General features: G+C 72.9%; 14 protein-coding genes. 2 read left to right on the plus strand and 12 right to left on the minus strand.

Features of this window, described 5'->3' with window-relative positions; all coding sequences use genetic code 11:
- Nucleotides 1–7: 7 nt before the first annotated feature.
- From AB0I79_RS30780 to AB0I79_RS30810, 7 genes are all read right to left on the minus strand, one after another.
- Entirely contained in the window at nt 8–2185 is a 2178-nt protein-coding gene (locus AB0I79_RS30780; protein WP_357880148.1) for a vWA domain-containing protein, read from the minus strand.
- A gap of 310 nt (nt 2186–2495) precedes the next feature.
- Nucleotides 2496–5135: a hypothetical protein gene (locus AB0I79_RS30785; protein ID WP_357880151.1), complete on the minus strand. Its 2640-nt coding sequence runs from the start codon at nt 5133–5135 to the stop codon at nt 2496–2498.
- A 147-nt stretch (nt 5136–5282) separates the two neighbouring features.
- Nucleotides 5283–6110, minus strand: a complete 828-nt coding sequence (locus AB0I79_RS30790; protein WP_357880153.1) for a TetR family transcriptional regulator — start codon at nt 6108–6110, stop codon at nt 5283–5285.
- A 109-nt stretch (nt 6111–6219) separates the two neighbouring features.
- Entirely contained in the window at nt 6220–7167 is a 948-nt protein-coding gene (locus tag AB0I79_RS30795) for a right-handed parallel beta-helix repeat-containing protein (protein ID WP_357880156.1), read from the minus strand.
- A 341-nt stretch (nt 7168–7508) separates the two neighbouring features.
- A complete protein-coding gene (locus AB0I79_RS30800; RefSeq protein ID WP_357880159.1) occupies nt 7509–8660 on the minus strand; it encodes a ribonuclease inhibitor in 1152 nt (383 codons plus the stop codon).
- Nucleotides 8657–10180, minus strand: coding sequence for an SDR family NAD(P)-dependent oxidoreductase (locus AB0I79_RS30805; protein WP_357880162.1), 1524 nt, complete (start codon nt 10178–10180; stop codon nt 8657–8659). Before AB0I79_RS30805 ends, AB0I79_RS30800 begins: the two co-directional genes overlap by 4 nt.
- 179 nt (nt 10181–10359) lie before the next feature.
- Nucleotides 10360–12021: an aromatic amino acid ammonia-lyase gene (locus tag AB0I79_RS30810; protein WP_357880165.1), complete on the minus strand. Its 1662-nt coding sequence runs from the start codon at nt 12019–12021 to the stop codon at nt 10360–10362.
- 182 nt (nt 12022–12203) lie between these two features.
- On the opposite strand from AB0I79_RS30810, the gene AB0I79_RS30815 reads away from it, so the two are divergent.
- Complete coding sequence (locus AB0I79_RS30815) at nt 12204–12557, plus strand: arsenate reductase family protein (protein ID WP_357880169.1); 354 nt, start codon at nt 12204–12206, stop codon at nt 12555–12557.
- A gap of 78 nt (nt 12558–12635) precedes the next feature.
- Here the strand turns inward: AB0I79_RS30815 and AB0I79_RS30820 are convergent, their stop codons facing one another.
- Nucleotides 12636–14177: an MDR family MFS transporter gene (locus AB0I79_RS30820; RefSeq protein ID WP_357880452.1), complete on the minus strand. Its 1542-nt coding sequence runs from the start codon at nt 14175–14177 to the stop codon at nt 12636–12638.
- A gap of 148 nt (nt 14178–14325) precedes the next feature.
- Here AB0I79_RS30820 and AB0I79_RS30825 point away from each other — a divergent pair, with 148 nt between their 5' ends.
- Nucleotides 14326–14910 carry a TetR/AcrR family transcriptional regulator gene (locus tag AB0I79_RS30825; protein ID WP_357880173.1) on the plus strand — a complete coding sequence of 195 codons (585 nt, stop codon included), beginning with the start codon at nt 14326–14328 and terminating at the stop codon, nt 14908–14910.
- Between the two features lie 39 nt (nt 14911–14949).
- On the opposite strand, the gene AB0I79_RS30830 is transcribed toward AB0I79_RS30825, so the two are convergent.
- From AB0I79_RS30830 to AB0I79_RS30845, 4 genes are all read right to left on the minus strand, one after another.
- Complete coding sequence (locus AB0I79_RS30830; RefSeq protein WP_357880176.1) at nt 14950–17031, minus strand: iron ABC transporter permease; 2082 nt, start codon at nt 17029–17031, stop codon at nt 14950–14952.
- Nucleotides 17028–18023 carry an iron-siderophore ABC transporter substrate-binding protein gene (locus tag AB0I79_RS30835; protein ID WP_357880178.1) on the minus strand — a complete coding sequence of 332 codons (996 nt, stop codon included), beginning with the start codon at nt 18021–18023 and terminating at the stop codon, nt 17028–17030. Before AB0I79_RS30835 ends, AB0I79_RS30830 begins: the two co-directional genes overlap by 4 nt.
- Before the next feature lie 11 nt (nt 18024–18034).
- On the minus strand, nt 18035–18853 hold the full coding sequence (locus tag AB0I79_RS30840; RefSeq protein ID WP_357880181.1) for an ABC transporter ATP-binding protein: 819 nt from the start codon (nt 18851–18853) through the stop codon (nt 18035–18037).
- Between the two features lie 61 nt (nt 18854–18914).
- Nucleotides 18915–19616 carry a helix-turn-helix domain-containing protein gene (locus AB0I79_RS30845; RefSeq protein ID WP_357880184.1) on the minus strand — a complete coding sequence of 234 codons (702 nt, stop codon included), beginning with the start codon at nt 19614–19616 and terminating at the stop codon, nt 18915–18917.
- Nucleotides 19617–19649 lie beyond the last annotated feature (33 nt).

Below are 19649 nucleotides of genomic sequence, written 5' to 3' on the forward strand. Positions count from 1 at the left end.
GCATCCCTCACAACAGGTCGTCGCCTGGCATCGGTCGGTGGGTCCTGCTCTGGTACGGCTCGGCGGAGCCGTAGGCGGGCTGCTCGGCGCCGCCGCCCCTGGCCCGGCCGTCGTCCACGCCGAGGAACATGCCGTTCGGCAGGGCGATCGGCGGGCCGGGGAGAAGCGGGTCCAGCTCCCGCCCCGACGGGTCGCGGACCAGCACGGTACGGCCCTGGCCCCGGCGTACGGAGTAGCCGGTCCCGTACGTACGGACCAGCCGCCCGTCGCTGACCTCGAACGTGAACTCGGGGCCCTCGCCCAGCGGCGCCTGGAGCCGGCTGATGTACGGCTCGCCCGGCCGGTCGAACAGGTGCAGCGTCAGCTCGCTCGGATCGGCCGCCCGCCGCCGCGCCCGCCGCCTGGCCAGCAGGAACGGCAGCGCCACCGCGAGGATCGCGAGGAGGATCAGCAGCGCCTGCAGCGCCCGCTGCCACAGCGGCGTCGGCGGTTGCACGTTCACGTCCACGAACTCCTCGGCCACGACCTGCCCGGCCGGGTCCAGCACCTGGAGCACGCCGCTCACCGCGCCCTCGCCGGCGTCGGCGCTGACGCGCAGCTCGAAGCCCTGCTCGGAGCTGCCCGTGGGCGCCTGGAGCCGCTGGGCGGACAGGCTCACGGTGCCGGGGACGTCCACGAGCCGCAGGCCGAGCTGGACGGGCTCGGCCTCGTTGGTGACGCGGACGGTGCCGGCGAGCGTGCCGCCCGGCTCGACGGTGGCCGAGCCGAGCTCCACCTGGGCGCGCAGCCGGTCGGCCGGCCCGGCGATGCGGGTCGCGTACGGCCGCTCGTCGCCGGCCACGCCGGGCCCGCTCACCTTGCCGACGAACGACAGCGCGCCGGTGGCCGTGGCCGGGATGACGATCTGGCCGGAGTACTCGCCGTCGCCCTGGGCCCGGTCGGCCCCCTCACCCGTGTCGCCCAGCTCGACCGGGGCCTCCTGGAAGCCCTCGCCGGACATCCGCGCGCTGAAGCGCAGGCCCTCCAGCGCCGCCGCGTCGGTGATCGTGCCCGTCCTGGTCTGCAGGCGCAGCCGCACGTTCACCTGCTCGCCGGGGCGCGGCCGGGGGTTGCTCAGCGAGATCGAGGCCCGCAGCGCGCCCTGCCAGACGACGGTGGCGCTGACCTCCTGGCGGCTGACGCCGGGCGGCGACTTGAGCTGGATGCGCCACTGGCCGGGCAGCGGGTTGCGGATGCGCAGCGACTCCACCGGGCCGGCCTCGCCGGCGGCCTGGAAGGTGGACTCCTTCAGCTCGCCCTGCTTGGGCACCTGTGTGCCCTCGGGGTCGAAGTAGGTGACCTGGATGCGCTTGTCGCGCTTGACCACCACGATCGAGCCGTCGGTGGCGATGATCGGGATGTTGACGTTCAGATCGATGGTGGCGCCCGCGTCGAGCGAGTCGGTCACGGACTTCTCGATGCCGGCGCACCTGGCGTAGGCGAACGCCTCCAGCAGCGAGCGCTCCACGTCGGCCGAGGTGGCGACGACGCGGGCCCTCGGGGTGGCGGTCTGCTGCTCGCCGCAGGGCTGGACCCAGCCGCCGGCCGCGAAGGCGTCGAGCGCGGACTTGTCGGCGGCGCCGAAGCCGAGCGGCCAGATCTGCACCTGCCCCTGCTTGGCGTCGTCGAGGCTGCGGGTGATCTGCGCCTGGGCGTTGGCGTTGCGGGCCTGGGCGTCGGCGCCGTACTGGGGGCTGTTGCGCACGTCGAGCACGCCGTCGGTCAGCAGGAACACGATCTTCGCGCGCTGCTGGTCGTCGGGCCGGCCCATGATGTCCAGCGCCTGTTCGAGGGCGGCGGCGTGGTCGGTGTCGTTGCCCTCCTGCGCGGTGCGCAGGCGCAGCTTCTCCACGCACCGGCTCAGCGACTCGCGGTCCTGCGCGGTCTGCACTCCCGTGAGCGGGCAGACGATGTCGACCGCGGACTGGCCGGGACCGTTGGAGCTGCCGAAGCCCACCACGGCCACCTGTGACTGCTCCGACAGTTCGCTGAGCGCGATGAGCTGGGCGGCGGCCCGCTCGCGCGTGACGTCCTGGTCCTTGAGGCTGCCTGACTCGTCGACCAGGATGACGACGCGGACGGGCTTGACGTCGGAAGGTGGAGCGGCTTGCGTAGCCGTCGGGAAGAGCGCCACGGCAGCGGTCACGGTCAGCGCGAAAAGAAACCTGAGGGATGAAGTGACGGGCACATTTCCTCACAGTTGCCGTTTTTCTTATCCGCAGAACGGAGAGAGGCTCCGATAAGTTTCAGCCCCGGTTCTGGTCACGACGTCTGTCGGATTGTGCATGTCCGTAATCGCCGGTGTCTACCCCGCATACAGGGATTCTATGGGAAAGGTCACGAGCGTGGGGCTGGTGAGTCAAGAGTTCAGTAAATACGGTTTTATGCGCATTTATCGGTTTTGAACGGCCTCCGCCCCAGTTTGGGAGGGTGGGGCGGAGGGAATCCGAATCGCGCTAGAAATCGGTGGCGGACAGGCGGCCATAGACGATCATGAGCACCGCCACCAGCGACGTCCACCCCGTCTGGTGTGCCGCGCCCAGCCCCGCGCCGTTGTCGCCGTGGAAGTACTCGTGGAACTGGATCAGGTCCCGCCAGTGCGGGTCCTCCTGGAAGACGCGCTGCCCGCCGTACACCGGCCGCCGCCCGTCCTGGCCGCGCAGGAACGTGCGGACGAGCCGGTCCGAGATCTCCTTGCTCACCTCGAACAGCGTCATCCGGTGGCCCGAGCCCGTCGGGCACTCCACGGTGAAGTCGTCGCCGTAGAAGGCGTACAGGTGCAGCAGCGCCCGGATGAGCAGCACGTTGATCGGGAACCACACCGGCCCCCGCCAGTTGGAGTTGCCGCCGAACACGCGGCTGTCGGACTCGGCCGGCAGGTACGCCACCTTGTACTCGCGGCCCTGCACGTGGAACGTGTACGGGTGCTCGGCGTGGTGCCGCGACAACGACCGGATCCCATACGGGCCGAGGAACTCGTCCTCGTCGAGCATGCGCGCCAGCAGCCGCCGCAGCTTGCGCTCGTCCAGCAGCGACAACAGCCGGCGGCCCGCCACGCCGGGCCGGTCGGCCGCCGACATGCCCTCGGCCAGGTCGGGATGGCGGCTCGCGAACTCCCTGACCCGGTTGAACAGCCGCGCCTCCGACTCGCCGGCGCGCGGGGTGAAGACGGTGGTGGCGCACAGCGGCAGCAGGCCGACCAGGGAGCGCACCCGCAGCCGGGTGGCCTCGCCGTCCGGCAGTCGCAGCACGTCGTAGAAGAACCCGTCAGCCTCGTCCCACATCTCCTCCTTCAGGTCGCCGATCCGGTCGGTCGAGGCGGAGATGCGCAGGAAGGCCTGGGCGAAGCGCACGGCCAGATCCTCGTACGCGGGCGCCCGGTCCGACAGCTCCGCGGCCATCTGCACCATCGTCTGCGTGTAGAACGCCATCCACGCCGTGCCGTCGGCCTGGTCGAGCGTGCCGCCGGTCGGCAGCGTGGCGCTGCGGTCGAAGACGCCGATGTTGTCCAGGCCGAGGAAGCCGCCCTGGAACACGTTGCGCCCGTCGGGGTCCTTGCGGTTGACCCACCAGGTGAAGTTCACCAGCAGCTTCTGGAAGACCCGCTCGAGGAAGTCCAGGTCGCTGTGGCCGTCGAGCCGCCTGTCCAGGCTGTTGACGAAGCGCGCCGCCCACGCCTGCACCGGCGGGTTGACGTCGCCGAACGCCCACTCGTACGCCGGCACCTGGCCGTTGGCGTGCAGGTACCGCTCGCCCAGCAGCACCTCGATCTGATGCTTGGCCAGGTCGAGGTCCACCACGGACAGCGCGACCGCGTGGAAGGCCAGGTCCCAGGCGGCGAACCAGGGGTACTCCCACTTGTCCGGCATGAGCAGCACGTCGTCGGCGGTCATGTCGAACCAGCCGTGGTTGCGCTGCCCGGTGCGGGTCCACGGGTCGGCGCCGTGCTCGGCCAGCCAGGTCTCGACGTCGAAGGAGTAGTACTGCTTGCTCCACAGCAGGCCCGACAGCGCCTGGCGGAGCACCAGCGACTCGTCCCGGCCCAGGTCCGGCGGGGCCAGCGCGGCGTAGAAGGCGTCCGCCTCGGCCCTGCGCCGCCGCAGCACCTCGTCGAAGCCGGGCCCGAGCGGGTCGGGGCCCACCTCGCCCGCGGCCAGCCGGACGCGTACGGTCACCTCGCCGCCGGCCGGCACGGTCAGCGTGTGGTGCACGGCGGCCTTGGTGCCCGCCCGCTCCGGGTTCACCGCCCCGCTCTCCCCGCGCACGACGTGGCGGCCGATGCCGTCCTTGACGTACGGGGAGGCGTTCCTGCCGCCGGACAGGCGCTCGTGGTTCGTCTCGTTCTCGGTGAACAGCAGCGGCGCGTCCGCCGCGCAGTACAGCCGGTACGTCCCCAGCCCGGGATGGTCGGCCCGGATCACCCCCGGCTCCGCGGCCCGCAGCGCGGGCTTGGCCGTGCCGGCCCCCCACGACCAGGTGTTGCGGAACCACAGCGTCGGCAGCACGTGCAGAGTGGCCGCCTCGGGGCCCCGGTTGGCCACGGTGACGAGCATCAGCAGGTCGTCGGGGGCGGCCTTGGCGTACTCGGCGAACACGTCGAAGTACCGGCCGTCCTCGAAGACGCCCGTGTCGAGCAGCTCGTACTCGAAGGCGCGCGCGTCCCTGGCCGCGTTCGTGGTGACCAGGTCGTGGTAGGGGAAGGGGGCCTGCGGGTACTTGTACAGGTACCGCATGTAGGAGTGGGTGGGCGTGCTGTCGAGGTAGAAGTAGTACTCCTTGACGTCCTCGCCGTGGTTGCCCTCGCCGTTCGTGAGCCCGAACGGCCGCTCCTTCAGGATCGGGTCCTTGCCGTTCCACAGCGCCATCGACAGGCACAGCCGCTGCTTGTCGTCGCTGACGCCGCCGAGCCCGTCCTCGCCCCATCGGTAGGCGCGGGAGCGGGCGTGGTCGTGCGGGAAGTGGTTCCACGCGTCGCCGGTCGCGCTGTAGTCCTCGCGGACCGTGCCCCACTGCCGTTCGCTCAGGTACGGCCCCCACCGCCGCCACGGGGCGTCAGGGGCGGCCGACTGCGCCAGTCGTTCTCGTTCGGCATCCATGGGCGCAGCATCCTCCGATGCCCGCCCGCTGCCTCCTGCCCCGGAAGTGAGGTTTGCCAGCCGCGAGCCGGCCGGGCCGCCTCGTTCCGCCACTTCGCGACCTGGGCGGGCTGCCGCTCGGCCTCCCCGGCCGCCTCCGCAGCTCCTTCACCCAGGAGCGGGCCGCGTGGTGACGGGGGCCTGCCAGAGCCCGGCCAGCGCGTCGACGAGGCCGGCGGCGGTGGCCTCCCAGCCCGTGCCGGCGTCGATGAGGCCGGCGGCGGTGGCCTCCCAGCCCGTGCCCGCCGCCGGCCCGCCTTCGTGCAGCGCCCGCTCGCGCTCGGCCAGCGTGTGCACCACGAGCAGGCGGCTCATGTCGCCGCGCTCCGCACGCACCGCCTCCGGCAGGCCGGGCAGCAGCCGGAACATGCCTTCCAGGGCGCGCCCCATCGACGGCGTCGCCACGGACTCGTCCACGACGATCTGGCGCAGGGCGGGCACGGTGTCGAACTGGGCCAGGCAGCGGGCCCGCCAGCTCGGCACGCCCAGCGCGTCGAGCTGGCCGGTGGCGGGCCGGACCAGGCAGGAGATCCACGCGCGCAGGTCGCCCGGCTCGGCGATCTCCGCCAGCATGCCCAGGCGGCGCTCCTCCGTCACGGCGGTGTGGCGGCGCACGATCGCCCGCACCAGGTCGGCCTTGGTGCCGAAGTGGTAACCGACGGCGAAGTTGTTCGCCTGCCCGGCCGCCTGGCCGATCTGCCGGTTGGAGACCTCGCCCACGCCGCGCTCGGCGAACAGCCGCTCGGCGGCGTCGAGGATCGCCTCGCGGGTGTCGTGGGCCCGCCCGGCCTTGCCGGCGGCCCTACCGGGAACCCTTCCGGAGGCGCTGTCGGAGACGCTTCCAGAGGCGCTGCCGGGGACCCTTCCGGAGGCGCTTCCGGACGCTCGCCGCGTGGCCCTGCCGGACCCCGCGCGCACGGTTTCGGTGGAGGACATGCTCACCACCGTACGGCGACCCGCTCCGGCCCGCCTGCGATCAGGGCCTCGCGGCGCCGTGAAGGCCGTGAGCGCGGGAGGCCGGCCGCGCTCACGGCCCGAGGGGCGGTCAGATGGAGATGCGGCCCGCACCGGCGCCCGCCGTCACGATCGACTTGACGCTGGAGGCGCTGTCGAGCGAGTACGAGTACGGGATCGACCGGACGCTGCCGCCGCTCTGGCCGCTGCCGGAGTTGACGAAGTGGTTGTTACGGGCCACCAGGCTGCCGGCGGGCGAGCTGCCCTCACCCAGGTGGAACGGGTCGTCGGTGTTCTCGAAGTAGTTGCCTTCGACGAGCACGCCGGCCTCCTGGGTGGAGGCGACGCCGTAGCTGCCGACGTTGCCGTAGTAGTTGTTGAAGACGTGCACCGGGTTGCCGAAGCGGACGCGCGGGTGACGCTGGTTGGTGCCGTCGAACCAGTTGTGGTGGTAGGTCACCCGCAGGCGGCCCCGGTCCTCGGCGCCGTTGCTGTCGCTGTGGCCCAGCAGCATGGTCTTGTCGTGGTCGAAGAACCGGTTCCAGGACACCGTGATGTAGTCGCTGGAGCGCTTGATGTCCAGGGCGCCGTCGCCGCCGTTGCTGAAGGAGTTGTGGTCGATGTAGACGCGGGTCGAGTACTGGACGTTGATGCCGTCGTCGCCCCAGTTCCTGAAGTTGAGGTTGCGGATGATGACGTTCGAGGCCTGCGACACGTTGAAGCCGCACCCGGAGATGGTCGCGCCCGAGTTGCCGATGACGGTCTTGTTGGAGGTCACGCGGAGCATGCCGGAGCAGGAGATCGTGCCGGAGACCCTGATCACGGCGGCGGAGCCGGACGACAGGGCGCTCGTCAGCGCCGAGGCGGAGGAGACGGTCGTGGCCGGCACGCTGCCGCCGCCGGTGGTGCCGCCGCCCTGCGTGGCCCAGCCGACCAGCGGGGTGTCGGCCGCGGCCGGAGCCGAGGTCGCCGCCGTCAGCCCGGCGGCCGCGGCGGCCAGGCTGGTGAGGAGGGTGAGGACACGTCGTGATGTGCGCATGAGTGCTCCTACCTACTGCGGTTGTCTGTAGGTGCTGTCTGTTGCCTGTCGTCCACATATGTGAACGCCAAGCACGGGAGTGAATGACAGTGAATCTAGGAAAGCGCTTTCCGGTCGTCAATGAAGCGCCGGAGATCCTTTGGGCGTGGTCGGCGTCGTGGCCGGTCAGGGCATAACAACCCGGATTGACCATGGTGAAACTTTCATGTCCGGCCTGACTGCCGCATCTGACGAAGATCCACCAGGCCGGTCCGACGGACACGACCGTTCACGCGGCGATCAGGAGCGGCCCGCCGGCTCGGCTCGCGCCGCTCTCACCCGCCCGGCCTTCAGGCCGGCCGTCAGCGCGGCCTGCGGGTGCGGTGCACGCTGGCGATGGCCGCCACGTCCGGGTGCGGTGACAGGGGCGGCACCGCCTTCGCCAGCTCGGCCAGCTCGTGCTTGGCGCGGGAGGCGATGCCCGGGCCGAGCGCGTACCGGGTGGGTGAGGCGGCCCGGCGGGCGCCCGCCACCAGCGCGAGCGCGCCCCTGCTGGTGACGCCCGTGTCGCGGAGGATCAGGTGCGCGAGGCGGTGGGGGGCGGAGGACAGGATGTCCGCGATGGCCGCCGTGGCGGGCTCGTCGAGCCGGTTGCCGGTCGCGCCGAGCGCTCCCGCCGCGCGTACCCGGCCGAGGTCGAGCAGGGTGACACCGGCCGCCGCGGCGGCGGCGACCAGCTCCACCAGGGGCTCCGGGCCGATGCCGTTGCTGGCCAGCGACAGGTGGGTGAGCCCAGGCGGCGCCGCGCGCAGCGCCCGCGCGAGGAGGCGGGCCCCCGCGTCGCCCAGGCCGGCCGCCGAGACGTACAGCTCGTCCACCGCTCCGGTACGGACGATGCGCGCCACCTGCACCGCGCCGAGGGGGTTGCCGCCGAGGTACAGCCGGCCGATGCGGTCACCGCGCGCCGCCACCGACTCCACCCCCTCCGCCAGGGCCGCCGTCGCCGCCGCGTCGAGGCCGGTCTGCACCAGGTCGAGCGTGGCCAGACCGCTGCCCCGCGCCATCAGCCGCCCGGCCACCCGGCCGCCCTCCCCGCCGAGCGGGTTGCGCTTGAGCCACAGGCCGCGTACGACTCCGGGGGAGGCGATGAGCTGGTCGGCGATCCGGCAGGCGCCCGCCGCGCCGATACCGTTGCAGCCCAGGTACACGGTCTCCACCCCGGCGCCGATCGCGCCCTCCGTGGCGTCGGCCGCGCCCGCGTCGCCGAGGCCGTCCGTGCCGAGCAGCAGGTGCCTGACGGGGCCGTGCGGGCGCAGGGCGGACACGACCGCCCGCACGCCGTCCGGGCCCAGCGCCTGCTTGCACAGGTCGAGCCGGCCGTCGGGCATGGCCGTGCCCGCGGGGAAGTCGGTGCGCTCCCCGACCTGGCGGCCGGTGCGCAGCCACTCCAGCAGGGGCGCCAGGTCGTCCATGGGGCGAGGGGCGACAGGGCCGATGCCCGCCCACTCGGTCACCACGGCACCTCCCGGTAGTCCTTGAGCAGTACGCCGTGCACGGGATCGCCCGCCTCCCCTCGTACGATCGGGTCGTACACGCGGGCGGCGCCGTCCACCACGTCGAGGGGCGTGCGCCAGCCCGTGCCCGCGCGCCGCTCGCGGTCCGGCAGCGGTTTCTCGTCGGTGATCCAGCCCGTGTCCACGCTGCACATGTAGACGTGCCGCGCCGCCAGCTCGCCGGCGCTGGTCCTGGTGAGCATGTTGAGCGCCGCCTTGGCCATGTTGGTGTGCGGGTGGCCGCCGGTCTTGTTCGCGGTGGCGAACTGGCCCTCCACGGCGGAGACGTTCACGACGTAGCGGCGGGGGTGCGGGGAGGCGAGCATCAGCGGGAGGAGGCGGTCGGCCAGCAGGAACGGGGCGACCGCGTTGACGAGCTGCGCCTCCAGCAGGTCCACCGGCTCCACCCCGCCCAGCCGGGCCGACCACGAGTTGGTGGCGGAGGGGTCGGGAAGCAGCCCGGCCACGTCCGGGAGCAGCCCGGCCGTGTCCGGCAGGAGTCCGGTCGTGTCGGGGAGCAGCCCGGCCGTGTCGGGCAGGAGTCCGGTTGCGTCGGGGAGCGGCCCGGCCGTGTCCGGGAGCGGTCCGGCAGGTGCGGGGGTCCGGTGGGATCCTGCGTGCGTCTGCATGCGTGCGTGCCCTCGCGGGGCCTCGTGGCCGTCCGCGCCGGGGGCGGCGCGCAGTGCCGGGCGGGGCACGCCGGTGCCGGGCGGCGTGAACCCCGGCGCCGTCCAGACCGGCAGGTCGGTGTCGTGGGGCGTCGCCTCGGCGGCGGCCAGCGCGGCGTAGGAGAAGGCGGGCCGGCGCAGGGTCTGGGCGGCGTTGTTGACGAGGATGTCGATCGGCGCCCCCTCCGCGAGCAGCCGGTCGGTGAGCGCCACCACCTGCCGCGGATCCCGGAGGTCCAGCGCGGCCACGCTGAGCCGCCCCCACCACCGCCCGGCGTCCGGCGCGGCCGCGAACCGCCGCGCGGCGTCAGCCGGGAAGCGGGTGGTCACCATGACCTCGGCGCCGTCCCGCAGCGACATCAGCGCCAGCTCATGCCCGATCTTGACCCGCCCGCCGGTCAGCAGCATCCTGCGCCCCGCCAGGTCCGCGCGGGCCGTGCGCCGGGCGAGGTTGTCCACCGCGCAGTCCGGGCAGAGCCGGTGGTAGAAGTGGTGCACCCGGCTGTAGAGCCGCTTGCACACGTAGCAGTGACGAGGCCGTCGCAGGCTGCCCGGCAGGAAGGCGGCGGCAGGCGCGGGCGTCGGCGTCGGGGCGTCCATCTGGCGCTCGGCGGCCCCCATGGCGGTCGCCGCCAGCAACTCGCCGTCCAGGCGCGTGGCCTCCGCGCGGGCGGCGGCGCGGCGCTCGTGCCGCCCGTCCCTGATCAGCCCGGTGGCCGCATGCTCGATCCTGCGCCGGTCGGGATGGTCGGCCGGTAACCGCTTGGCCAGCCCGAGGAGACGCAGGCACGCCTCCACCTGCTCCGCCTCCATCGCCGCTCCTCACCCCGCCCCGGCAGTGGACCCGACCGGACTCGAACCGGCATCCTCCAGCAATTGAGTTGCGGCGCATCACCACTGTGCTACGGGCCCGTCCGCGCACAGCCAGTGACCTTGCCGCCCGCGTCCAGCAGCATACGGGACGGAAACGGGCAAGATCGCGACATTTTCGGCTACGGCCGGATGGCGACGGACGGCACCAGCCGCCGGTTGCGCACCAGCCAGATGGCGCGCTCCAGGTCGGGCGTCTGGTAGCGGTCGTCGCCGAGCGGCGCGACGTACCGCCTGAGCTCCGCCAGCAGGCTCCCCGTGGCGGCGCCCAGCGGCAGGCCCGCCATCTTCCCGGCGATGAGGTCGATGCCCTGGGCCGCCATCAGGTACTGCACGGCCAGGACGATCTCCAGCCGGTCGAGGTTCTCGTGCAGGTGGCGGGCCGAGGCCATGGCCATCGTGTTGTGATCCTCCTGCCCGTCCTTGACCGGGCGCGACAGGGTGCCCGCCGGGGTGGCCCTGGCCTGCATCTCGGGGATCAGCGCGGCGGCCACCGTCTGCACCTGCACCAGGCCGGAGTTCAGGCCCACCGGCGGGCCGGCCAGGTTCGCCGGCAGGCCGTAGCTCCACCTGGGGGACAGCAGCCGGCCCGACAGCTCCTGCGACAGCACGCCGACGTCGGCGATCTCCGCGTTCAGGGTGTCGGCGAGGTGTCCCATGACGGAGCCGTCCCAGTTGCCGCCCATCACGAACTCGTACCCCCGGCCCCGGTCACGCCTGAAGACCAGCGGGTTGGAGGTGGAGGAGTTGGCCTCCCGCGTCAGGGCGCGGCGGGCGTCGGCGAGCGCCTGCCGCAGCCCGGCCAGGATGTGCGGCGCCGCCCGTACCGACACCGCGTCCTGGACCCGCGGCTCGGGGCTGAGGCGACGGCGGCCCTCGTCCGTCATCCAGCGCGAGCCCGCCACCATCGCGCGCAGCCGCGCGGCGACCGCGTTCTGCTCGGGGATGTGCCGTTCGGCGTGGGTACGGGCGTCCAGCGAGCTCCGCTCGGCCCTGGTCGCCTCCATGAACAGGGCGAACGCCCCCTCCGCCTGGTCGGCCAGCGCGGTGGCGCGGTGCACGGCGTGCGCCAGCGTGGCGGCCAGCACGGTGCTGCCGCTGACGATCGGCAGCGCCTCCCCGGCCTGGAGGGTGAAGTCCCTGGCCAGCCCGGCCCGGGGCAGGAGCTCGGAGGCGGGGCCCTCCTGGCCGCGGAATCGCACCGGCGCGTCCTCGCCGATCGCCGCCAGGCCGGCCGCGGCCTGGGGCTGCAGGTCTCCGGTGCCCAGCGAGCCGATCTGCGGCATCCGCGGCACGACGCCCGCGTTCACCAGGTCCAGCAGCCGCTGGGGCACCTCGGGGCGGACGCCGGAGCGGCCCCTGGCGAGCTGGTTCGCCTTGAGGATCAGGGCCAGCCTGGCCACGTCGTCGGGCAGCGGGTCGCCGACGCCCGCGGCGTGGGAGCGCAGGATGTTGCGCTGGAACCGCACCTGCTGATCGAGCGAGAGCGGCCGGTCCTTGAGCGGCCCGAGCGCCTGGTTCCAGCCGTACACCCGCTGGTCGTCCAGGGCGGCCATCGCGCCCGCGCGGGCCCTGGCCATGGTGGCGCGGGCGGACGGCGCGAGCGTGGCGGAGACGGGACGGCCGTCGAGGATCGCGAACGCGTCCCTGAGCGAGAACGAGTCGCCGTCCAGCACCAGGCTCAGCGGGCGCGGCGCGGGCGGAGGAGCAGGTTCCGCGACCGCCTGTCCCGGCACGCACAGGGCGGTGACCAGGCCGAGGCCGGTGGCGATGCGTCGGGTCACGGAACCTCCCTCGGTGAAGATCGATGCCGTTTCGTTCTAGCCAGGAGGCGGCGTGCGCGGATGGCGACCCGGCCTCGGCGGGAAGAGTGCTGACCCGATCTCGACCCTTTCCATGACAACTTCCTGGGAAAGCTCCCGTCGAGGTAGGACGGTGGGCGAAGGGCCCGATACGGTCGTCTGCCATGGAGATCTGGATCAACCCCGCGTGCTCGAAGTGCCACTCCGCGCTGTCCGTCCTGGACGCCGAGTCCGCGAAGTACAAGGTGCGCCACTATCTGGAGGATCCGCCGAGCGAGCCCGAGCTGCGCGAGGTGCTGGCCAGGCTCGGCCTGGAGCCGTGGGACATCACGCGGACCGGGGAGGCGCGGGCGGCCGAGCTGGGGCTGGACGGGTGGCCGCGGGACGCGTTCGCGCGTGACCGGTGGATCAGGGCCCTGGCGCAGAACCCGATCCTGATCCAGCGCCCGATCATCACGGCCGACGACGGGTCGGCGGTCATCGGCCGGTCCGAGGACGCGGTGCGGTCCGTTCTGTGAGTGCCCCGGAGCCGGCCGGGCAGGAGGAAGGCCGCGTCCCCGCGGGCGATACGGGAACGCGGCCTTCCTGGTCGGGGGTCACGCGCCGGTGACGGCCTCCTCCTTGGCCGGCGGCGCCGGCAGGTCCAGGCTGTCGCGGAGCCTGGCGGGCTTGAGGAAGGCGGCGGCGACGAGGCCGACGGCGGCGATGGCCGTCGAGACGAGGAAGATGTGGCCGGTGGCGTCGCCGTACGCGGACCTGACGATCTCCTTGATCGGGCCGGGCAGCGCGGCGATGTTCAGGCTGCCACCGGCCGCGGCGGCGTCACCGCCGGTCGGGATCCCGGCCTTGGCCAGCCCCTCCGAGATGCTGGTCGCGACGCGGTTGGCCAGCACCGCGCCGAGCACCGACACGCCGACGGTGCCGCCGAGCGAGCGGAAGAACGTGACCGCGCCGCTGGCGGCGCCGATCTCGCTGAGCGGGACGGTGTTCTGGATGACCAGGACGAGGTTCTGCATGGACATGCCGACGCCGATGCCGACGGCGAGCATGTAGACGGAGATCAGCACCAGCGAGGTCTCGTGGTCGATGGTGGCCAGGCCGCCGAAGCCCGCCAGCAGGACGACCAGGCCGACGAGGATGTACGGCTTCGTCCGCCCGGTGTTGGAGACCATCCGCCCGCTGATCGTGGACGACAGCAGCACGCCCGCCATCATGGGGATGGTCAGCAGGCCCGCTTCGGTGGGGCTGAACCCGCGGCCGATCTGGAAGTACTGGCCGAGGAAGACGGAGCCGCCGAACATGGCCATGCCGACCGCGAGGCTGGCCAGGATGGCCAGCGCGGGGGTGCGCCGCCGGATGACGTGCAGCGGCACGACCGGCTCCCTGACGACCGACTCGACCCACGTGGCCAGGGCGAGCAGCACCACGCCGCCGCCGGCCAGCGCCGCGGTCTGCCAGGACAGCCAGTCGAAGTCGTTGCCGACGAAGGTGACCCAGATGAGCAGGATGCTGACGCCGGCGGCGATGAGGGTGGCGCCCCAGTAGTCGATGCTCACGTTCGCCCGCCGCACGGTCGGCAGGTGCAGGGTCTTGGCCAGCAGCGCGAAGGCGGCGATGGTGAACGGCACGGCGATGAAGAAGCACCAGCGCCAGCCGAGCCAGGAGGTGTCGGCGATGAGGCCGCCGAGCAGCGGGCCGCCGACCGTCGCCACGGCCATGACGGCGCCGAGGTAGCCGTTGTAGCGGCCGCGCTCCTTGGGCGAGATCATGGCGGCGATGATCACCTGCGCGAGGATCTGCAGCGCGCCCATGCCCAGGCCCTGCACCGCGCGGAAGGCGATGAGCTGGCCGGTGTTCTGCGCGAACCCGCAGGCCAGCGAGCTGACCATGAAGATCACGATGGAGATCTGGAGCAGCAGCTTCTTGTTGAACAGGTCGGCGAGCTTGCCCCAGATGGGGGTGGAGGCGGTCGAGGCCAGCAGGGATGCCGTGACGACCCAGGTGTACTGCGACTGGTTGCCGTCCAGCGCGCCGATGATCTGGGGCAGCGCCACCGAGACGATGGTGCCGCTGATCATGGCGACGAACAGGACCAGCAGCAGGCCGCTGAGGGCTTCGAGGATTTGGCGGTGGGTCATCGGCTCCGCCGCGGACGGCGCTGCCGGCTGTGCACTCACGCGCAATCTCCATTTCTAGAAAGAAGGGATCAACCCGGACACCTTACATGCACGGGGGGCAACTTTGCGCACTGGGCATTTATTCCCGTTGGGTAAGCTGTGGGTCATCATGGGCAGCACAGCAGGTTTGCGGGAGCGCAAGAAGGCCGAGACCCGGCAGGCGGTGCACGAGGCCGCGCTGCGGCTCACCATCGAGCACGGCCTCGACAACGTCACCGTCGAAGCCATCGCCGACGCCGCCAACATCTCGCGGCGCACGTTCTCCAACTACTTCGACGGCAAGGAGGACGCGCTGCTGTACGGCGAGGAAGCGCGCCTGGACAGCCTGGTGCTGCGCGTACGCGAGCAACCGGCCGAGCGGACCGCCTGGCAGGCGCTGCGCGCAGCGCTGCAGGGCCTCTACGCCGAGACCGGCGGGCCCGACCGCGAGTGGCACCTGCGCGCCCGCCTGGCCACGCGGCACCCGTCGCTGCTGGCCAGGCAGCTCGCGGGGCGGGTACGGCTGGAGCACGAGCTGAGCCAGGCGGTGGCCGGGCGCGGGCGGCCGGGGGACGTCGGTCCAGAGGTGATCACGGTCGCGTTCCTGGCCGCGATGCGGATCGCCACGCAGTGGTGGTGCGCCGATTCGGAGACGCGGTCGCTGTACGAGCTGACGGTGCTGGCGCTGGACGAGATCGCCCGGCCCTTCTCCTGAAGACCGGGGGCGCTGCGCGCGCCTGAACGCCAAGGGCGATCAGGCGCGCGCCCGCCACAGCAGGTAGACGAAGTACGGCGTGCCGATCAGCGCCGTCACCAGCCCCGCCGGCACCTGCGCCGGCGCGATCACGGTCCGCCCCAGCGTGTCGGCGAGGCTGACCAGCAGCGCCCCGAGCAGCGCCGCGACCGGCAGCACCCGGGTGTGGTGGGCGCCGACCAGGGCGCGGGCGGCGTGCGGGGCGACCAGGCCGACGAAGGCGACGACCCCGACCGCCGAGACCGCCGTGGAGGTGAGCAGCACGGCCCCGGCGAGCGCGCCCAGCCGTACCGGCTCCAGGGGGACGCCCAGGATGCGCGGCGTGTCCTCGTCCAGGGCCAGCAGGTCGAGGTCGCGGCGCAGCCAGACCAGCAGCGGGGTGACGATCGCGAGGGCGAGCACGACGGGGATGAGCTGCTCGGGGACCCGTCCGTACGTGGAGCCGGACAGCCAGGTGAGGGCCTTGGCGGTGTTCCACGGGTCGGACAGCACGATGATCAGCACGGTGATGGCGGTGCAGGCGTTCTGCATGGCGACGCCGATGAGGACCAGCCGGTCGGAGCTCAGCCCGCCGCGCCACGCCAGCCCGTACACCACGGCGAACGCGATCAGCGCGCCCGCGCCCGCCGCGGCGGACATCGACCAGATGCCGGCCATCGGCGCCAGCGTGAGCAGCGAGATCGCGCCGACGCCCGCGCCGGTGGTGACGCCGAGCATGCCGGGCTCGGCCAGCGGGTTGCGGCACACGGCCTGCACGGCCGCGCCGGCCACGGCCAGCGCCGCGCCGGCCAGCAGCGCGGCGGCCACCCGGGGCCAGCGCTGGTCGAGCACGAACGTCAGGGCCCGCCCGCTGCGGCCCTGCAGCCAGTTGGCCACGTCGCCGGTGAGCAGCCACCGGTCACCGCCCAGCATGCCGAGCACGGCCGCGCCCACCACCAGGACGGCGCAGAGGGCGACCACGGTGAGGAAGGCGGTGCGCGAGCGGGCCCCGCCCGTGCGCACGGCGGGCGGCTTGCGGGTCGGGCCGGCGTCGCGGTAGCGGCGGGCCAGCCAGATCATCACCGCCGCGCCGATCACGGTGGTCACCACGCCGGGCGGCACCTCCACCCCGGCCTGCGCGCCCAGCACGGCACGCAGCACGATGTCGGAGCCCAGCATGATCAGCACGCCCGCCACCCCGGACAGGGGCAGCAGCATGCGGTGCCGGTGCAGCCCGGGGATGGACTTGGGCAGCAGCCGTACGACGACCGGCGCGCACAGCCCGACGAACCCGATGGGCCCCGCGATCGTCACCGCCGCTGCCGACAGCAGCACGGCCAGCAGGGTCAGCCACAGGCGCAGCCGCCGCACGTTCACGCCGAGGACCGTGGCGGTGTCGTCGCCCAGGCCGAGGATGTCCAGCCGGGGCCCGGCCAGCACCGCGCCGGCCAGCGCGAGCGCGACGAGCGGGCCGAGCTGGGTGACGGCGTCCAGGTCGCTCTGCACGAGCGAGCCGCTGCCCCAGGCGAACAGCCCGGTGGTCTCCTGCTCGAACAGGATCATGACGAGGTTCGTCAGCGAGCTGAGCGCCAGCGACGTGGCCGTACCGGCGAGGATCAGCCGGGTGGTGCCGGTGCGCCCGCCCGCCGACAGCGCCAGCACCAGCGCGGCGGCGGCCAGGCCGCCGATCAGCGCGAGCCCGCCCGACATGGACACGGGCAGTGCCAGCCCGAACGCGGCCGCGGTGGCGACCGCCAGGTACGCGCCCGAGCTGACGGCCAGCGTGTCCGGCGAGGCCATCGCGTTGCGGGCGACGGACTGCAGCAGCGCGCCCGCCACGCCCAGCGCGACGCCCACGCAGACGCCGGCCAGCAGCCGGGGCAGCCGCGAGGCCAGCAGCACGCGCGCGGCCTCGTCGGCGTTGCCGGAGCCGCCGAACGGCAGCGCCAGCAGGTCGAGCGCGCCGATCGACGAGGTGCCCTGGGTGACGTGCACGGCCGCCACCAGGACGGTGGCGGCCAGCGCGAGGAGGAAGACCCCGGCGGTGCCCAGCCGCCGCAGCGGCGTGGTGGGCGGCGCCGGGGTCAGGACGTCCGTGCTCAACCGGTGTACGCCTTCACCAGAGCGTCGGCGAACTGCCGGCAGGACAGGGGCCCGCCGAAGGTCCAGATGCCGTCCTGCAGCTTGGTGACCTGCTGCTTCTCGACGAACGGCAGCGACTTCCAGATGGCGTTGTCCTTGAGCCCGTCGGCGAAGACGTCGTCGCCGTCGGAGGCGTTGTAGAAGAAGCGGATCTCCGGGTCCTTGAGCACGTTCAGGCCCTCGACGTCGGTGGTGCCCAGGCCCCACTGGTCGTCGACCTTGCCCGTCCAGGCGTTCTTGAGGCCGAGCTGGGTGGCCACCTCGGAGACCAGCGAGCCCTTGCCGAACAGGCGGACGGAGATCGTGCTGCCCTGCTTCCACCCGTCGGCCATGACGAACGGCTTGCCGGCGCCGCCCGCGGCGGCGATCTTCGCCTTGCCGTCGGCCAGCGCCGCGTCGAAGTCGGACATCAGCTTGGTGGCGGCCTCGGTCTTGCCGACGGCCTTGGCGATCATGTCGAGGTCGTCGCGCATGCGCTTGAGGTTGTCGGTGGCGTCGCTGCCCTTGGCCACGATCACCGGCACGAACTTCTCGAGCTGCGCGGCCAGCTCCTCGTCGTCGGACTCCATGACGACCAGGTCGGGCGACAGGGCGCTGATGGAGTCGATGCTCGGCTCCTGCCGCATGCCGACGTCCTTGACCGAGGAGTCGAGCTTGACGGCGGTGTCCCAGGTGGCGTACCCCTTCACGTCGGCCGCGCCCACCGGCATGACACCCAGGCCGGCCAGCATCTCGGTCTCGGCCCACTCCAGGCTCACGACCCTGGTGGCCGGGCGGTCGAGCTTGACCTCCTTGCCGCGGGCGTCGGTCACGGTGATGGGTCCGGCGCTGGCCGAGGCCGTGGTGCCGGCCGCGGGGGACTGCTCGGTCACGGGGGCCTCGGTCGTGCCGCAGGCGGCGAGGGCGATGATGGCGGCGATGGCGGTCAGGGGGGCCGTCAGGGCACTGCGCATGGTTGTTCCTGTCATGTGGTTGCTGGGACGGTTCTGCTGTGGCGGCCGATGGGCCGGGTGGTCACGGTGCCCGTCCTCGGGTCGTGGCTGACCTCGATGCGGATGCCGTACGTTTCGGTGAGCAGGTCCTCGGTGAGGACCTCGGCGGGCGGGCCGTCCGCCCGGATGCGCCCCTTGTGCAGCAGCACGACGTGGTCGGCGATCTCGGCGGCCTGGTTGAGGTCGTGCAGGACCACGCCGATCGCCACCCCGTGCTCGTCGGCCAGGTCGCGGACGAGGTCCAGCAGCTCCACCTGGTAGCGCAGGTCGAGGAACGTGGTGGGCTCGTCCAGCAGCAGGACGCCGGTGTCCTGGGCCAGGCAGGTGGCCAGCCAGACGCGCTGCAGCTCGCCGCCGGACAGCTCGTCCACCGGCCGCTCGGCCATCCCCGTCACGCCGGTGAGCCGCATCGCCCGCTCGACGTGGGTGGTGCCGTCGGGATCCGCGGCCCGCCAGCGCCGCCGGTAGGGGTGGCGGCCGTAGCCGACGACGTCGCGCACGCACACGCCGCCCGGGGTGGGGCGGCTCTGCGCGAGCAGCGTCACCCGGCAGGCGAAGTCGCGCGCGGACAGGGCGAGGGCGTCGGCGCCGTCGCCGAGCGTCACGACGCCGCTGTCGGGGCGGTGCAGCCTGGACAGCGCGCGCAGCAGCGTCGACTTGCCGCTGCCGTTGGGGCCCACCAGAGCGGTCACGTGGCCCGGCCGCAGGGTGATGCGACCGTCCTCGACCACGGGGGTGCCGTGGTAGCTGAGGCAAAGCTCCGCGCCGCGGAGAGAGATCTCCTCGGTCATGGGCCTAAGGTTAGGCTAACCTTGCTATAGACGCCATGCCGGGGTGCTTTACCGGCTGTGATCAGGTCTTGTACAGCAGCGACAGCGGCTCCGGCGAGGCCCTGCCGGCCAGCTGGGTCGCGGTCCGCCCGACGTAGCGGGACAACGACCGCGCCAGGTGCGGCTGGTCGAAGTAGCCGAGCCGGTGGACCACGTCGGGCGCCGGCACGCCCTCCTGGATCAGCACCGCCGCCTGCCGCGCGCGGCCGATCTGGCGGACCGCGCCCTGGGTGAGCCCGGTCGCCGCCACGAAGCGCCGCTGAACCGTACGCGCCGACACGCCCGCCGGCCTGCCGCCGAGCACTGCGGCCACGACCGGGTCGAGGACCAGGATCTCCTCGCGCACGAGCCGCCGCACGAACCACTCGGCGTCGTCGTAGCCGGGCAACCGCCAGGTGGAGCCCTTGAGCTGGAACGACCTGCGCGTCGTGCCCGGGATCGGCACGTTGCCGTCGACCAGCCGCTCCATCGGGAAGTGCGGCATCGAGGCGCCGGTGGCGAAGCTGATGCCGAAGAACGTGGCGTACTCGGGGACCGGCGCCGGGCTCGCCCTCGTCTCCGGCCCCTGCACGGCCGCGCTGACCTGCCCGCCGTGCTCCCAGAAGACCAGGTCCCAGGTCGCCGACGCGATCGACGTCATGCGGCCGACGTCGTCGCTGCGGCTGCGCCACACCCGCTCGACGTACGGCGAGTCGGACGGCCGGCTCTCGACCTCCAAGCCCATCGGAATCCCTCACCGGAAGCCGGGATCACTGCT

Origin of the sequence: Nonomuraea sp. NPDC050202 (genome assembly GCF_040656115.1) — a bacterium.
Taxonomy (GTDB): Bacteria; Actinomycetota; Actinomycetes; order Streptosporangiales; family Streptosporangiaceae; genus Nonomuraea.